The sequence below is a fragment of the Streptomyces rimosus genome (assembly GCF_008704655.1).
In the GTDB taxonomy this organism is placed as follows: Bacteria; Actinomycetota; Actinomycetes; order Streptomycetales; family Streptomycetaceae; genus Streptomyces; species Streptomyces rimosus.
In genome coordinates, this window is sequence record NZ_CP023688.1 from 3118949 (window position 1) to 3134190 (window position 15242).

Below are 15242 nucleotides of genomic sequence, written 5' to 3' on the forward strand. Positions count from 1 at the left end.
GTTACTGTGCGTCGCGGAGCGGCCGGACGGGCGACTCCAAGAAGCCTGAGGAGCAGGAGAATCCATGCCCAGCCGCATCATGCTGAATCCGGGTGACATAGCGACGCTGGACCTGACCGATCCGCGCACCCACGCCGAATACGACCTGTCCGAGGTCTGGCGGCATCTGCGCACCACACAGCCGTTCCACTGGCACCCGTCCGTCGGCGGCGCGCCGGGTTTCTGGGTCGTGTCCCGGCACGCGGATGTGTCCGAGATCTACCGGGACAACAAACGGTTCACCTCGGAAAAGGGAAATGTGCTCACCACGCTGCTGATGGGCGGCGATTCGGCGGCCGGCATGATGGCCGCGGTCACCGACGGGCCCCGGCATTCCGACCTCCGTAAAATTCTGCTCAAGGCGTTCTCGCCGCGCGCCCTCGAAGGCGTCGTGGACAACATCCGCCAGTCCACCCGCGCACTGGTCGCCGAGGCCATCGCCCGCGGGGAATGCGACTTCGCCGCCGACGTGGCCGCCGACATCCCGCTCACCGCGATCTGCGACCTGATGGGCGTACCCGAAGCCGACCGCGCCAAGGTGCTGGAGCTGACCGCGACGGCCCTCGGCAACGACGGCGCCGCCCAGTCGCCCGCCGCCGCCTGGCAGGCACGCAACGACATCCTCGCCTACTTCGGCACGCTGGCCGCCGAACGCCGCGCCAACCCGGGCGACGACGCGATCAGCGTGCTGGCCACCGGCACCCTGGAGGGCAAGCCGCTGACCATGGACGAGATCGTGGTCAACTGCTACAGCCTGATCATCGGCGGCGACGAGACCAGCCGGATGTCGATGACCGGCGGCGTACTCGCCCTCATCGAACACCCCGACCAGTGGCAGGCCCTCAAAAGCGGCCAGGCCGATATCGCCACCGCCGTCGACGAGATCCTGCGCTGGACCACCCCCGCCCTGCACTTCGGCCGCACGGCCCTGGAAGACATCCCGGTCGGCACCCAGGGCCAGGTGATCAAGGCCGGGGACATCGTCACGCTGTGGAACGACTCGGCCAACATGGACGAGGACGTCTTCGAGGCCCCGGAACGCTTCCGCCTCGACCGCACCCCCAACAAACACCTCTCCTTCGGCTACGGCCCGCACTTCTGCCTCGGCGCCTACCTCGGCCGGGCGGAAATCGCCGCCATGCTCAGCGCACTGCGCGACCTCGTCGCCTCGGTGGAACTGCGCGGAGACACCCGCCGCAACTACTCCAACCTCCTCAGCGGCGTGACCAGCCTGCCAGTCACCCTGCGGGCGGAGTAGCCGGGCGTACCCGGCGGATCTCCTCGCGGTGCAGCGTCATCCCGCGCAGGTCCGCGTCCCACGCGTACACCGAGCGGTTCTCGTAGCCGGGCAGTTCGGCGGGCTCGCGCACGATGACCTCGCGGCCCGCCACCTCGACGGACAGCGGGCGCACATGGGTGGACAGGATGCGTACGGCGACGCCGTGGTCGAGGGTGTACGCGCGCAGCCCCAGCGACGCGTCCGCCGCCGAGCCGCCGTCCGGCCGGTCCTCGAAGCCGACGATCATCTCGTCCTTGCCGTTGCCGGTCAGATCGTGGAAGCGGGGCTCGCGCAGCGGGCAGCCCGGCGCGCCGATCCGGGCGCACGCCGTGATCCGGCGGGCGGTGTCCGCGTACATGCCGTCGCCGCCCGTCACCACCCCCGGATGCGCCGCGACCTCCGCATGGACGACGGCCAGCGCGGAGAGCGCCCGGATGTCACCGCCGGGCACCGCGGGCATGTGCGGCACCCGGTCGGGGGCCGGCGGGTCGGGCCGGCCAGTGGGGCGCTCGGGCGCCGGGAGGTCGGGCCACAGGCGGACCGGGGCCGAGGCGGTGGCCGCCGGGCCCGCGACCAGGGCCTTGCCCTGCGCTCCGCAGCCGCAGAGCAGCAGCGCGAGGCCGGCGGCGGGCGCGGCGGCGGACAGCCGGCGCCGCGGCCGCCGGGGCCTGTCGCGGCGCGGCGGCCCGGACCGGGGTGCCGACGGGGGCGCGCCGCGGGTCACTTCACCAGGTCCGCGTAGAAGACGATGTTGTCCGAGCGGTGGCCGTCCACGATCGGGCCGCCGCAGGTGAGCAGGCGCAGTTCGGGGCGGTCGGTGTCCCCGTAGACCTTGTCCGTCGGGAAGTCCTTCTTGTCGACCTGCTGGACCTCGCGGATCGTGAAGGTGGCGGTGGAGCCGTCGGCGCGGCCGACCTTGATGACGTCACCGATCTTCATCTTCTTGACGTTCTTCATCAGGGCCGGGCCCCGGGCCGTGTCGTAGTGGGCGACGAGGACGGCCGGGCCCTTCTCGCCCGGGGTGACCCCCTTGGTGAACCAGCCCGCCTTGTCCGCCTTGTCCACCGGGGGCACGTCGAGTTCACCGTCACCGGTGAGGCCGAGCGGGAGGACCGGGCCGCTGTCCACCCCGGCCGACGGGATCTGTACGCGGGTGGGCTCGGACCGCTTCATCGGCGCGGCGGCCTGTCCGGCCGGGCGGATGGCGGCGTTGTCCATGCGTACGTCCAGGCCGGGATCGCCGCCGCAGGCGGACAGGACGCCGCTGACGGCGAGCGCGAGGGCGCTCAGTGCGGCGGTGCGTCCGATGCGGCCGGGGCGGGACGTGGTGGACGTGGTCACGGTGGCTCCTGGTGCGTACGGAGAGAGAAGGTACAGGAGGGCGGCGTGCGCGGGGCAGCCGGCCGGAACGGGCCGCTCCGGTGCGGGCGGAGCGGCCCGGGTCCGGACCGGCCGCGGGGCTCAGGCGTCCTCGCGGGCCTTGCGGCGGTGCAGCAGCGCGAAGCCCAGGCCCGCGGCGGCCGCGGCGGCGCCGCCTCCGGCGAGCAGCATCGCCGGGGTGTCCGGCGTCTCGCCGACGCCCTCGGCACCGGCCTTGACGCCGCCCTTCGGCGTGACCTTGGTCTGCTGACCGTCGCCCTGCCGCTGGTTCTTCTGCTCGCCCGGGTGGGTGTTCTTCTTCTCGTCCTTCTTCTTGTTGCCGCCCTCGACCCACGAGGTCATGGACCCGTCGGGCCGCAGGACGAAATGCGCGCCGTTGTGCCGGCCGTAGGCGGGCTTGCCGCCCTTTGTCTCCAGCGTGTCCATCTTGACGAGCTTGCCGGTGCCCGGGTCCTTGGCGTACATGTCGGCCTGGAAATGGTTCGGGCCGACACGGTAAACCTTGGCGAGGAACCCGCCGGACAGATTCTGCGTGCGGACCAGCTTGCGGTCGCCCTTCTGCTGGTCGTTGTTCTTCTCGTCGTGGTTCTTCTGGTCGCGCTTGTTCTCGTCGTGCTTCTTCTGGTCTTCGTTCTTCTTCTGATCGTCCTTCTGCCGGTCGTCCTTCTGCTGCTGGTCCCCGGCGGCCCCGGGGCTCCCCGTAGTGGTCGGCTGCGGGCTGTCGGCGAAGGCGGCAGCGGCGGGCAGCAGCAGTGCGGAGCCGGCGACGGCCGCGACGGCGGTGCTGCGGACGAGATGGCGGCGGGTGAGAGTCATCAGGAGTTCCTTTGCGGTTTTCCGGACTGAAGATCGCCGTCCAGCGGTGCGCCGACGACACCGATGAAGTTAGGCAGCCCGCATCACGGCAATTCGCCGGATTTGTAACAGCCGGCCGGAGATGAGGACACGGGAAGGCAACTCCCGCGCTTTCCGGGACTTCGGTCCCGCCGGAATTCCCCGCTCCTCGTCCTTACGGCGGAAAAGCGGCGACCGGGCACTCGGCCTTTCGGCCGGGTACCCGGTCGTTGAATGACGAATCCGTTCGCCGCCTCAGCCGCCTCAGCCGCCGAGGTGCACCGGCAGCGACTCGATTCCGTACACGATCGACAGCTTGCGGAATTCCAGCGCGTCCGGCTCCACCGCGAGCCGCATGTTCGGGAACCGCCGTACCAGCGCGGGGTAGGCGGCGCGCAGCTCCATACGGGCCAGCTCGGCGCCGACGCAGCGGTGTATGCCGTAGCCGAAGGCCAGGTGCGAGGGAACGTTGCGGGACGGGTCGAAGCGCTCCATGTCGGGACCGAGCTTGCCGTCCCGGTCGGCGCCGCTGAGCGAGCACAGCACCACGTCGCCCTTGGCGATCGGCACACCGGCGATCTCCATGTCCTCGCGCGCGAAGCGGGGGAAGGCGACCTGGACGACGGTGAGGTAGCGCAGCAGCTCCTCGACGTAGCGCTCGGCCGCCTCGTCGCCGTCCTTGAGGGCGGCGAAGTGCTCGGGGTCCTGGAGGAGGACCAGGGCGCCCAGCGCCAGCATGCTCGCGGTGGTCTCGAAGCCGCCGGTCAGCACGCCGTCGGCCAGGCCCGCCAGCTCCTCGTCGCTGACCGAGTCGCCGTGTTCCTTGACGATCATGCCGAGCAGGCCGTCGCCCGGGTTCTGCCGCTGCTTCTTGACCACCTCACGGAAATAGGCGAGCGATTCCGATATGGCGCCGAAGGACGCGTTGGCGCCGCTGAAGAGGTCGAAGCGCGCGGCGCTCAGCCGCTCGAAGTCCGCGCGGTCCTCGTACGGCACACCGAGCAGTTCGCAAATGACCAAGGACGGAATCGGCAGCGCAAAGGTTTCCACGATGTCGACCGGCTCGCCGGAGCTGCCGGCCTTCTCCATGGCGTCCAGCCGCTCCTCCACGATCTCGTGGATACGGGGCGTGAGCCGCCCGAGCCGGCGCATGGTGAATTCGGGGGTCAGCAGACGGCGCAGCCGGGTGTGCACCGGCGGGTCGGCGAATCCGAGGCCGCCGGGGTTCTGGTCGGTGCTGGCACCGGCCTGGCCGATGAGGTTGGTGAAGTCCGAGCTGAAGGCGTTGGCCTTGCCCAGTACCGCCTTGACCTCGTCGTACCCGGTGACGAGCCACACATTGGCGGCGATCGGCACCGGCAGCTTGGAGATGGGCTCCTGCTCGCGCACCGTCGCCAGCTCGCCCACCGGGTCCAGCCCCTGACGCCGCAGCGGCATCAACACAGAATCGGGCAAGAAAGACATCCGAGACAGGTCGAAGCCCTTCTTCCGCGTCCTGGCCATATACAGGCGGCCGGCCCAGGCGATGATCCGGGAACGGAGAGTCGTCATGACGCTAATACTGCCTTTCGTCGAGGGGGACGGTCACCCGCCCTCGGCGGCCCCCCGTATGGACTGCCGAACGTTGGGACATCCGCTCGGCGTTCGCGGATGTGACGTGCGCCATGGACCGGTCGACCGCATCCAGCGTGACGAGCTCAGCCTTGTACATATGTGTGCGCGTGGTCTGAGGTCGAGTTTACAAACTGCCATTGCGCGCAATCACGGAACAACCCTTGTTCGCCCCCTAGGGGCGCCCCGGAGAAGGCCGCGACGGCCCGGCACGCAGGGCGAACTGGCCCCGGCCCCGGGCCAGTAGGCCGTCGCCGCCGGGCGCACCGCCGGGTTGTGCGCGTAGCGGGCCCCATGGGCGAAAGCCAACCGTACGCGGGGTATGCGGCCCGCCCGTTCCGTCACGGGCGAACGGGGCAACCCGTACGCCGCTCCCCGCGTCCACCCGCCCCGGGCCGCCCGCGGGCGGGCCCACCGGGGAGCGCCCCGCTCCGCGCGCCCCGGAAAACGTGCCCGCCCGACCCGCGACCGTGTGCCCGTGCGACCCGCCGACCGGGTGCGACCCATGCCCCGCTCTCCCGGAAACCGTGCCCGCACGGCCCTCCCCCTACAGGAACCGCTCCCTCCCCCCACCCCGGCCGCCTCACCCCGCCCACGGCATCCACCTCGCACCACACGCCCCGCCCGTCCCGACATAAAGGACATATATCCCGGCGCTTGCTACGTTGCCCGACATGACCGCAACCACGGCGGACGCTCCCCCACCGGGCCTGAGACTGCCCAGACGCCGGGGCACCGAGCTGCTTCTGCTCGTCGGTGCCGTCCTCATCAGCGTCTACGGGTACATCGACGTCGGGCTCGCCCGGCAGAACGCGGTGCCGGGCGACACGGTGAGCTACGGCGCGGGCCTCGGCGCCCTGGCCCTCCTCGGCCACCTCGCCGTCCGGTTCCGGGCGCCGTACGCCGATCCCCTGCTGCTGCCCATCGCCGTGCTGCTCAACGGGCTCGGACTGGTGCTGATCTTCCGGCTGGACCTGGAGACGCCCCGCAACCCGGCGGCGCCCACCCAGCTGGTCTGGTCGGCGCTCGGCGTCGGCCTGTTCGCCGCCGTCGTCCTGCTGCTGCGCGACCACCGCGTCCTGCAGCGCTACGCATACGTATCGGTGGCCGCCGGTCTCGCCCTGATGATCGTCCCGATCTTCTTCCCCGCGGTGAACGGGGCGAAGATCTGGATCCGGGTGGCGGGTTTTTCCTTCCAGCCCGGCGAGTTCGCCAAGATCCTGCTCACCGTCTTCTTCGCCGCCTACCTGGCGGCCAACCGCAACGCGCTCGCCCACACCGGCAGGCGGATGTGGCGCTACCAGTTCCCCACCGGCCGGGTGCTCGGCCCGATCCTGACGATCTGGCTGATCAGCGTCGGCGTCCTGGTCCTCGAACGCGATCTGGGCACCTCGCTGCTCTTCTTCGGCGTCTTCGTCGTCCTGCTGTACGTCGCCACCGGCCGCACCGGCTGGATCGCCATGGGCCTGCTGCTGGCCGCCGCCGGGGCCGCCGCCGTGGGCTCCCTCGAACCGCATGTGCACAGCCGGGTCTCGGACTGGCTGCACCCGTTCGCGAGCATCGACGCGGGCCGCGGCGCGGGCCAGCTCGCCCAGTCGCTGTTCGCCTTCGCCGCGGGCGGCATGCTCGGCACCGGCCTGGGCGAGGGCCACTCCTCACTCATCGGCTTCGCCATGAAGTCGGACTTCATCCTGGCCACCTTCGGCGAGGAACTGGGCCTGGTCGGCCTGACCGTGCTCTTCCTGCTGTACGCACTGCTGGTCGCGCGCGGCTACCGGGCGGGCCTGGCGCTGCGCGACCCGTTCGGCCGGCTGCTGGCCGTGGGCCTCGCCTCCCTCCTCGCGATCCAGGTCTTCGTCATCGCGGGCGGGGTGATGGGGCTGATCCCGCTGACCGGCATGGCGATGCCGTTCCTCGCCCAGGGCGGCTCGTCCGTGGTCACCAACTGGGTCATCATCGCGCTGCTCATCCGGATCAGCGACAGCGCCCGCCGCCCGGTCCCGGCCGCCACCGAGCCCGGCGTCATCGCGGCGGACCACCCCGGCGGCGGCCGGGCCGGGGCCTCGGCCGGGCCGTACGGGGAGGAGGACACCCCGTACCGGTACGGGTACGGGGTCGGCGGCGGAAAGGAGCGGGACCGGTGAACCGTTACATCCGCCGGGCCAGCGTCTTCGGCCTCGTGCTGCTCGTCGCGCTCCTCCTGAACGCCGCCCGCGTCCAGGTCTTCAAGGCCGACGCCTACGACGCGAACCCCGCCAACCGGCGCACCGCGCTCACCCGTTACAGCCAGCCGCGCGGGAACATCCTGGTCGGCGGCAGGCCGGTCACCGGGTCCCGGGACAGCGGCGGGCGGCTGCGTTACGAGCGCACGTACACCGAGGGACCGCTGTACGCCGCCGTCACCGGCTACGCCTCCCAGATCTACGGCACCTCGCTGCTGGAGCACGCCGAGGACCGCGTACTGTCCGGCACCGACCCCCGGCTCGCCCCGTTCCCACTGTGGACGGACATCACCCGCGAGCAGCAGCCCGGCGGTGAGGTGCGCACCACGATCGACGCCGCGGCGCAGCGGGCCGCGTTCGAGGGGCTGGGGAGCAAGAAAGGCGCGGTGGCGGCCGTCGAGCCGCGCACCGGCAAGATTCTCGCGCTGGTCAGCACGCCGTCGTACGACCCGAACGAGCTGGCCGGCACCGGGCGGCCGGTCACCACGGCCTGGGACCGGCTCAACCACGGCGGCGAGCAGCCGATGCTCAACCGGGCGCTGAAGCAGACGTACCCGCCGGGCTCGACCTTCAAGGTCGTCACGGCCGCGGCGGCGCTGGACCACCGCAAGGTCACCGACCTCGACGCGAAGACCGGCATCCCGAGCCCGTACACCCTCCCGGGGACCTCCACCAAGCTCACCAACGAGGCGGGCGGCTGCGCGAACGCGTCCCTGCGCCACGCCTTCGAGATGTCCTGCAACACCGTATTCGCCGGCCTGGGCGTGGACGTGGGCCTGGACGGCATGGCCGGGACGGCGGAGAACTTCGGCTTCAACGACGCGGGCCTGAAGATCCCCTCCACCGCCACCCGCAGCAACTTCGACACCGACATGAACGACGCGCAGCTGGCGCTCTCGGCCATCGGCCAGTACGACACCACCGCCACCCCGCTCCAGATGGCGATGGTCGCCGCGGCGGTGGCCAACGACGGTGGCGTCCGGGCCCCCTACCTGGTGGACAAGGTGACCGACGCGGACGGCGAAACCGTCTCCGCCACCCGGCAGCGGACCCTGCACCGGGCCATGGAGCGGGACACCGCGCGCCGGCTCCAGGAGCTGATGACGGGCGTGGTCACCCGTGGCACCGGCGGCAACGCGGCGATCGACGGCGCCACCGTCGGCGGCAAGACCGGCACCGCGCAGCACGGGGTGCACAACGAGGGCACGCCGTACGCCTGGTTCATCTCCTGGGCGAAGCGGGACGGCGCGGACGATCCGGCGGTGGCCGTGGCGGTGGTCGTCGAGGACGCGGCGGCCGACCGGGCGGACATCAGCGGCGGCGGCAGCGCGGCCCCCATCGCCCGCGCGGTGATGCAGGCCGCGCTACGGTGACGTGAGGGGAGAACCGGGGATGCGGGGCCGTACTCGCGAGGGGGCAGGGATACGCATGGTTCGTACGCACCGCAGGGAACGCGGCCGGCAGTCCGCCCGCCAGAGCCGGGGCCCGGCCGCCGTACTGCCGCTCTCCGAGATCGAGGCACTGGCCCGCCGCGCGCACGAAGGACAGACGGACAAGGCGGGCCGCCCGTACGCGGAGCACCTGGCCGCGGTCGCCGAGGGCGTCCGGGCGCGCGGCGGCAACGACGAACAGATCGCCGCCGCCTGGCTGCACGACGCGATCGAGGACGACGCGCTGCCGCCCGCATGGCTGGACGGCGCCGCCCTCACACCGCGCACCAAGGCGATGGTCCGCGCGGTGACCAAGCGCCGGGGCGAGCCGGTCGAGGCGTACACGGCCCGCATCCTGGCCACGCCCGGCGCACTGCTGATCAAGCAGGCGGACCTGGCACACAACGCGGACCCGGCACGGCTGGCGGTGCTGGACGCGGCGACGCGGGAGCGACTGACCGTGAAGTACGCCAAGGTGCGGGCGCTGCTGGGGCTGGCGTAGGCGCCGCGTTCCACCCCCCGGACACCCCCCTCACAAACCTGCCCCATACAGCTAACCTGCCCGCCATGACGACCTCGGAGCCCTCGGACCCCACCGCCCCCACGGCCCCCGGCGACCAGGTGATCGCGGCCCTCCACGACGCGAGCGTCCGCCGCTTCACCACCGGGCAGGTCATCCTCGACGGCATCGACTGGACCGTGCGTACCGGTGAGCACTGGGCGCTGCTCGGTGCCAACGGTGCGGGCAAGACGACCGTGCTGCGGCTGATCGGCGCGCTCATGTTCCCGACGACCGGCACGGTCGAGGTGCTCGGTCACCGGCTGGGCACCGTGGACGTACGTGAACTGCGCGCCGCGATCGGCCTGGTCTCCAGCGCGCAGAAGGTGCCCCAGGACGCCACCGGCCACACCGTGGTGCTGACCGGTGCGACCGGGACCGTGCAGCCGCTGTGGGGGAAGTACGACGACGCGACCCGTGAGCGCGCGCACGAACTGCTGGCGGAGCTGGAGTGCAAGGAACTGGCGGACCGGCCGTACGGCGTGTGTTCCGGTGGCCAGCGAGCCCGGCTGCTCATCGCCCGCGCGCTGATGGCCGATCCGTCGCTGCTGCTCCTGGACGAGCCGTTCAACGCGCTCGACCTGCCGTCCAGGGAGGACCTGATCGACACCATGCACCGCCTGGCCAAGGGCCGCCCCGGCCTGGCGACCGTCACCGTCACCCACCACCTGGAAGAGCTGTCCCCCGCCATCGGCCACGCGCTGCTGCTGCGTGAGGGCCGCGTCCAAGCGCTGGGCCCGGTCGCGGACGTCCTCACGGGCGACCGCATGACGGCGTGCTTCGGGCGCCCCATCGAGGTGTCCCGCCACGACGGCCGCTGGCTCGCCCGGTCGGGCCGGCGTTAGCCCGCGGCAGCACCAGGCCGGGACGTCGCCGGCGCTTCGGGCGGCGTCAGCTGTCCAACTGCTCGGACTTGACACCCTCGGCGATCGCCTCGGCCACCTCCGCCGTGCGTTCGCGCTCTTCTTTCGCGAAGCGTTCGGCGTCGAGCTGTTCGGCCAGTTCCTCGTCCTGGGCCATCAGCTGGTCCAGGTTGGAGTCGCCCAGCTCGAAGACGCCCATGTCCACGTACGCGCGCTGGAGGCGTTCGTCCCACAGGCCGATGTCCTTCACGCACGGCACGATGCGGCTGAAGAGCAGTTTGCGGAAGAGATGGAGGAATTCGGAGTTCTCGGTGATCTCGGCGGCCTCCTGGTGGGGGACGCCGAAGTTCTCCAGCACCTCCAGGCCGCGCAGCCGGTCGCGCATCAGATGGCAGCCCTCGATGACGAACTCCTCGCGTTCGCGCAGTTCGGCGTCGGAGAGCTGCTTGTAGTAGTCGCGCAGGGCCAGCCGCCCGAAGGCGACGTGCCGGGCCTCGTCCTGCATGACGTAGGCGAGGATCTGTTTCGGCAGCGGCATGGTGGTGGTGTCGCGGATCATGCCGAACGCGGCCAGCGCGAGGCCCTCGATCAGCACCTGCATGCCCAGGTAGGGCATGTCCCAGCGGGAGTCCCTGAGGGTGTCCCCCAGGAGCGCCTGGAGGTTGTCGTTGACCGGGTAGAGCATCCCGATCTTCTCTTTCAGGAACCGGCTGTAGATCTCCGCGTGCCGGGCCTCGTCCATGGTCTGGGTCGCGGAGTAGAACTTCGCGTCGAGGTCGGGGACGGTCTCCACGATGCGCGCCGCGCACACCATCGCGCCCTGCTCGCCGTGCAGGAACTGGCTGAACTGCCAGGAGGCGTAGTGCTGCCGCAGTTCACCGCGCTCCTTGTCCGACATCCGGTCCCAGTAGGGCGTCCCGTAGAGGGCGACCGATTCGTCCGGTGTGCCGAGCGGGTTGTACGGGTCGACCTCCTGCGCCCAGTCGATGCGCAGATCGGCGTCCCACTGCTTGTCCTTGCCCTTCTGGTAGAGCGCGAGGAGCCGTTCCCGGCCGTCGTCGTATTCCCAGCTGAAGCGGGCCGGGCTGCCGGCCGGCACGGTCCACTCGTACCCGCCCGGGGCCTGTGCGTACAGCTCGCGGCTCGACATCCACGCCTCCTCGCTCGGCCCGATCCCCCTGCCGGGGGCGGTCGTTGGCAGGCTCACACGAACTTACCGGCGGGTCAACAATTCGCGCACAGGGGATTGACGCGCTTGCTGACAAGCAGTCTCATAAGACGGTGACCGCGGGTAACCCACGAGCGAGGTAACCACAGCCATGACAACCGTGACGACAGCGACGACCGTGACGGAGCCGGAAGCCCTCCGGGACGCCCTCGGGCTGCTCAAGGACCGCGAGCAGGTGGCGGAACGGCTGCTCGACTCCTCCGCCAAGCACTCCTTCGACCCGGACACCGAACTCGACTGGGACGCACCCCTGGAAGAGGGCAAGTGGTTCTGGCCGCCGGAGCTGGTGTCCCTCTACGACACCCCGCTGTGGAAGAAGATGTCCGAGGAGCAGCGGATGGAGCTGTCCCGGCACGAGGCCGCCTCGCTGGCCTCGCTGGGCATCTGGTTCGAGATCATCCTGATGCAGCTGCTGGTACGGCACATCTACGACAAGTCCGTCACCAGCGCGCACGTGCGCTACGCGCTGACCGAGATAGCCGACGAGTGCCGGCACTCGAAGATGTTCGCGCGCATGATCCAGAAGGGCGAGGCGCCCGCGTACCCCGTCTCCCGCCTCAACCACAACCTGGCGCGCATCCTCAAGACCGTTTCCACCACGCCCGGTTCGTTCGCCTGCACCCTGCTCGGCGAGGAGATCCTCGACTGGATGCAGCGGCTGACCTTCCCTGACGAGCGGGTCCAGACGATCGTGCGCGGCGTCACCCGCATCCACGTCGTCGAAGAGGCCCGGCACGTCCGCTACGCGCGCGAGGAACTGCGCCGCCAGATGGTCACGGCGCCGCGCTGGGAGCAGGAACTGACCCGGATCAGCTGCGGGGAGGCGGCCCGCGTCTTCTCCATCGCGTTCGTCAACCCGCAGGTGTACACGAACGTCGGTCTGGACCGGCGGGAGGCGGTCGCCCAGGTGAAGGCGAGCGGGCACCGGCGCGAGGTGATGCAGTCCGGCGCGGGCCGGCTGACGGAGTTCCTGGACGACATCGGCGTCCTGCGGGGCGTCGGCCGCAGGCTCTGGAAGAGCTCGGGGCTGCTGGCGTAGGCACCGGCGCAGCGCGGGTCCGTACGCGCGGGTGCGCCCCGCGCTCCCGAACCCGCCCCGTCGCCTGCCCGACGGGGCGGTTACGCTGCTGGGATGAACGGCAGCGGCACCGCCCCAGCAGTACCCCGGCCCGCCTACCGGCGGCTCAGCGTCGAGGAGCGCCGCTCCCAACTCCTCACGGCCGCCCTGGGACTGTTCGCCCAGCGCGCCCCGGAAGACGTGTCGCTGGACGACGTGGCGAACGCCGCCGAGGTCTCCCGGCCGCTCGTCTACCGCTACTTCCCCGGCGGCAAGCAGCAGTTGTACGAGGCCGCCCTGCGCAGCGCGGCCGACATACTGGAAGGCTGCTTCGACGAGCCGGCGGACGGCCCGCTGACGCGGCGCCTCGGCCGGGCGCTCGACCGCTACCTGGCCTTCGTCGACGAGCACGACGCCGGGTTCAGCGCCCTGCTCCAGGGCGGCAGCGTCGTCGAGACGGCCCGTACGTCCGCGATCGTCGACGAGGTGCGCCGCACCGCCGCCGAGCAGATCCTGCTCCACCTCGGGGCCCCCGCCCCGTCGCCCCGGCTGCGGATGGCGGTCCGTACGTGGATCACCGCCGTCGAGGCCGCCTCCCTGATCTGGCTGGACGAGGACAAGCAGCCGCCGCTGGACGAGCTGCGCGACTGGCTGGTCGACCACTTCGTGGCGCTGCTGACCGCGACAGCGGCGGGCGACGAGCAGGCCGCGCAGGTGACGCGCGCGGCGCTGGCGATGGAGTCCGCCGAGGGCCCGGTCGGTGTGCTGGCCCGGCGCGTGCTGCCCGTCGTGGGGGACGCGGCCCACCTCCTGTGACCGCCACCCGTCCGGACGCATTTCCGCCGCACCTGGCCTGACCTGCGCTTTCGTCGGCCCGCAAGGGGATGTGAGACTGGTGGGGTGAGAAGCGAGAACACCCCGTTCGTCGGCGGCCCGCTCGATGGGCGGGTGCTGCCGGTCCTCGTCGGCGCGACCGGCCAGCCGCCGAAGACGTACGAGATCCCGGTGCCGAACGACGACGGCAGCCCGCCGACGGTGCACCTGTACCGGCGGGCGCCGGGCCGGGTGGGGCGGCTGGGGCTGCCGCGGGGGTGGAAGTACGAGTACGACCCGGCGGGGAAGCCGCAGGGCGGGCCGAAGTGGCCGTGGTCCGGGCGGCGTTGATCGCGTAGCTGACCGCATACCGGACGACTGCTTCCGGCGCACCGTCCGGTATCCCCACCCTTGGTCCGGACCATTGACAGTACTGGTCTAGTCCTGTTTGCTGCCTGCCCAGGGGGGAGCCGCGCTTGCGCCTCCCTGGCAAGGCCCCACCCCCGCAGGGGCGGCCCCTCCCGTTTCGGCACGCGCGTACGTCCCCTCCGTACCGCCGACGACAAGGAGCACCCCCCATGCGCCGCAGACGCAGCCTGTCCAAGAGACCCCTGGCCGCCACCCTGGCCACCGTCGCCGCCGGCCTCCTCGGCGCCACGGCCCTGTTCACCCCCGCCCAGGCCGCCCCGGCCCCCGCGCCCGCACCGGCCGCCCGTACGCAAGCGATTCCCGAGCACGCCCTCGTCGGCTACCTGCACGCCAGTTTCGCCAACGGCTCCGGCTACACCCGCCTGGCCGACGTTCCGGACAGCTGGGACATCATCAACCTGGCCTTCGGCGAGCCGACCTCCGTCACCTCCGGCGACATCCGCTTCTCGCTCTGCCCCAAGACGGAGTGTCCGGGCGTGGAGAGCGAGGCGGAGTTCAAGGCCGCGGTCAAGGCGAAGCAGGCCGCGGGCAAGAAGGTGCAGATCTCGATCGGCGGACAGAACGGACAGGTCCAGCTGACGTCCACCGCCGCCCGGGACCGGTTCGTGCAGTCGGTCGGCGCGATCATCGACCGGTACGGGCTGGACGGCCTGGACATCGACTTCGAGGGCCACTCCCTCTCGCTGGCCAACGGCGACACCGACTTCAAGAACCCGAAGACCCCGGCGATCGTCAACCTGATCTCGGCGGTGAAGACCCTCAAGGCCAAGTACGGTCCGGGATTCACGCTCACCATGGCGCCGGAGACGTTCTTCGTCCAGCTCGGGTACCAGTTCTACGGCTCGGGCCCCTGGGGCGGCCAGGACCCGCGCGCCGGCGCGTACCTGCCGGTCATCCACGCGCTCCGCGACGACCTGACCCTGCTGCACGTCCAGGACTACAACTCCGGACCGATCATGGGCCTGGACAACCAGTACCACTTCATGGGCAGCGCGGACTTCCACATCGCGATGACCGACATGCTGCTGACCGGCTTCCCGGTCGCCGGCAACCAGAACAACGTCTTCCCGGCGCTGAAGCCGTCGCAGGTCGCCATCGGGCTGCCCGCCTCTCCGTACGCGGGCAACGGGCACACCGCGCCCGCCGAGGTCACCAAGGCCCTCAACTGCCTCACCCGGGGCACCGACTGCGGCAGCTACCGCACCCACGGCCGCTGGCCCGGCATGCGGGGCCTGATGACCTGGTCCATCAACTGGGACCGGTTCGGCGGCTGGGAGTTCCAGAAGAACTTCGACGCCTACTACGGGAGCTGACCGCCCCTCAGCAGCACGCCGCGACCGCTGTCGGGCGCCGTGACACGCCACCGGCGCCCGATCGGGTGACCGTACCGCCCCGGTGGCCCCACCCCCACGGCGAAGATACGACCACCGTGGCACGATCCGAACGAATCGGACGGCGGGCCGCGGGTCCGCCGGAGCCACAGCTGTCCGTCGGAGGT

At 71.2% G+C, this 15242-nt stretch carries 13 protein-coding genes and 1 pseudogene; 9 read left to right on the forward strand and 5 right to left on the reverse strand.

The features are described from left to right. The first annotated feature begins 64 nt into the window (after nt 1-64). Nucleotides 65-1297, forward strand: a complete 1233-nt coding sequence (locus tag CP984_RS12640) for a cytochrome P450 (RefSeq protein ID WP_043978707.1) — start codon at nt 65-67, stop codon at nt 1295-1297. Here CP984_RS12640 and CP984_RS12645 read toward each other — a convergent pair. The 4 genes from CP984_RS12645 to CP984_RS12660 all read right to left on the reverse strand — a co-directional run bounded on the left by CP984_RS12645 (nt 1278) and on the right by CP984_RS12660 (nt 5035). Continuing rightward, on the reverse strand, nt 1278-2042 hold the full coding sequence (locus CP984_RS12645; RefSeq protein ID WP_043978704.1) for a hypothetical protein: 765 nt from the start codon (nt 2040-2042) through the stop codon (nt 1278-1280). The two genes, CP984_RS12640 and CP984_RS12645, sit on opposite strands and share 20 nt — an antisense overlap. Next, nucleotides 2039-2659, reverse strand: a complete 621-nt coding sequence (locus tag CP984_RS12650; protein ID WP_043978701.1) for a class F sortase — start codon at nt 2657-2659, stop codon at nt 2039-2041. The genes CP984_RS12645 and CP984_RS12650 overlap by 4 nt, the downstream gene beginning before the upstream one ends. Before the next feature lie 120 nt (nt 2660-2779). Next, a complete protein-coding gene (locus CP984_RS12655) occupies nt 2780-3514 on the reverse strand; it encodes a hypothetical protein (RefSeq protein WP_030182670.1) in 735 nt (244 codons plus the stop codon). A 282-nt stretch (nt 3515-3796) separates the two neighbouring features. Then, nucleotides 3797-5035 (reverse strand): cytochrome P450, encoded by a 1239-nt coding sequence (locus CP984_RS12660; RefSeq protein ID WP_197049384.1) that lies wholly within the window; start codon nt 5033-5035, stop codon nt 3797-3799. A gap of 782 nt (nt 5036-5817) precedes the next feature. Here CP984_RS12660 and CP984_RS12665 point away from each other — a divergent pair. From CP984_RS12665 to CP984_RS12680, 4 genes are all read left to right on the forward strand, one after another. Next, nucleotides 5818-7287 (forward strand): FtsW/RodA/SpoVE family cell cycle protein, encoded by a 1470-nt coding sequence (locus CP984_RS12665; protein WP_003983995.1) that lies wholly within the window; start codon nt 5818-5820, stop codon nt 7285-7287. After that, nucleotides 7284-8738 (forward strand): penicillin-binding transpeptidase domain-containing protein, encoded by a 1455-nt coding sequence (locus CP984_RS12670; RefSeq protein ID WP_003983996.1) that lies wholly within the window; start codon nt 7284-7286, stop codon nt 8736-8738. The genes CP984_RS12665 and CP984_RS12670 overlap by 4 nt, the downstream gene beginning before the upstream one ends. Nucleotides 8739-8793: 55 nt before the next feature. Beyond that, nucleotides 8794-9297: an HD domain-containing protein gene (locus tag CP984_RS12675; protein ID WP_003983997.1), complete on the forward strand. Its 504-nt coding sequence runs from the start codon at nt 8794-8796 to the stop codon at nt 9295-9297. Nucleotides 9298-9362: 65 nt separating this feature from the next. Next, nucleotides 9363-10199, forward strand: a complete 837-nt coding sequence (locus CP984_RS12680) for an ABC transporter ATP-binding protein (protein ID WP_003983998.1) — start codon at nt 9363-9365, stop codon at nt 10197-10199. A gap of 46 nt (nt 10200-10245) precedes the next feature. Here CP984_RS12680 and CP984_RS12685 read toward each other — a convergent pair whose 3' ends face one another. Beyond that, the gene (locus CP984_RS12685; RefSeq protein ID WP_003983999.1) at nt 10246-11367 is read right to left on the reverse strand and encodes a ferritin-like domain-containing protein; all 1122 of its coding nucleotides are present in this window, start codon (nt 11365-11367) and stop codon (nt 10246-10248) included. Nucleotides 11368-11536: 169 nt separating this feature from the next. Between CP984_RS12685 and CP984_RS12690 the strand changes: the two genes are divergently transcribed. From CP984_RS12690 to CP984_RS12705, 4 genes and pseudogenes are all read left to right on the forward strand, one after another. Further along, on the forward strand, nt 11537-12484 hold the full coding sequence (locus CP984_RS12690) for an AurF N-oxygenase family protein (RefSeq protein WP_003984000.1): 948 nt from the start codon (nt 11537-11539) through the stop codon (nt 12482-12484). Between the two features lie 93 nt (nt 12485-12577). After that, on the forward strand, nt 12578-13318 hold the full coding sequence (locus CP984_RS12695; protein ID WP_003984001.1) for a TetR/AcrR family transcriptional regulator: 741 nt from the start codon (nt 12578-12580) through the stop codon (nt 13316-13318). Between the two features lie 84 nt (nt 13319-13402). Further along, entirely contained in the window at nt 13403-13666 is a 264-nt protein-coding gene (locus tag CP984_RS12700) for a hypothetical protein (RefSeq protein WP_003984002.1), read from the forward strand. A 377-nt stretch (nt 13667-14043) separates the two neighbouring features. Beyond that, a pseudogene (locus CP984_RS12705) lies at nt 14044-15057 on the forward strand (chitinase); the annotation flags it as partial. Between the last annotated feature and the right edge of the window lie 185 nt (nt 15058-15242).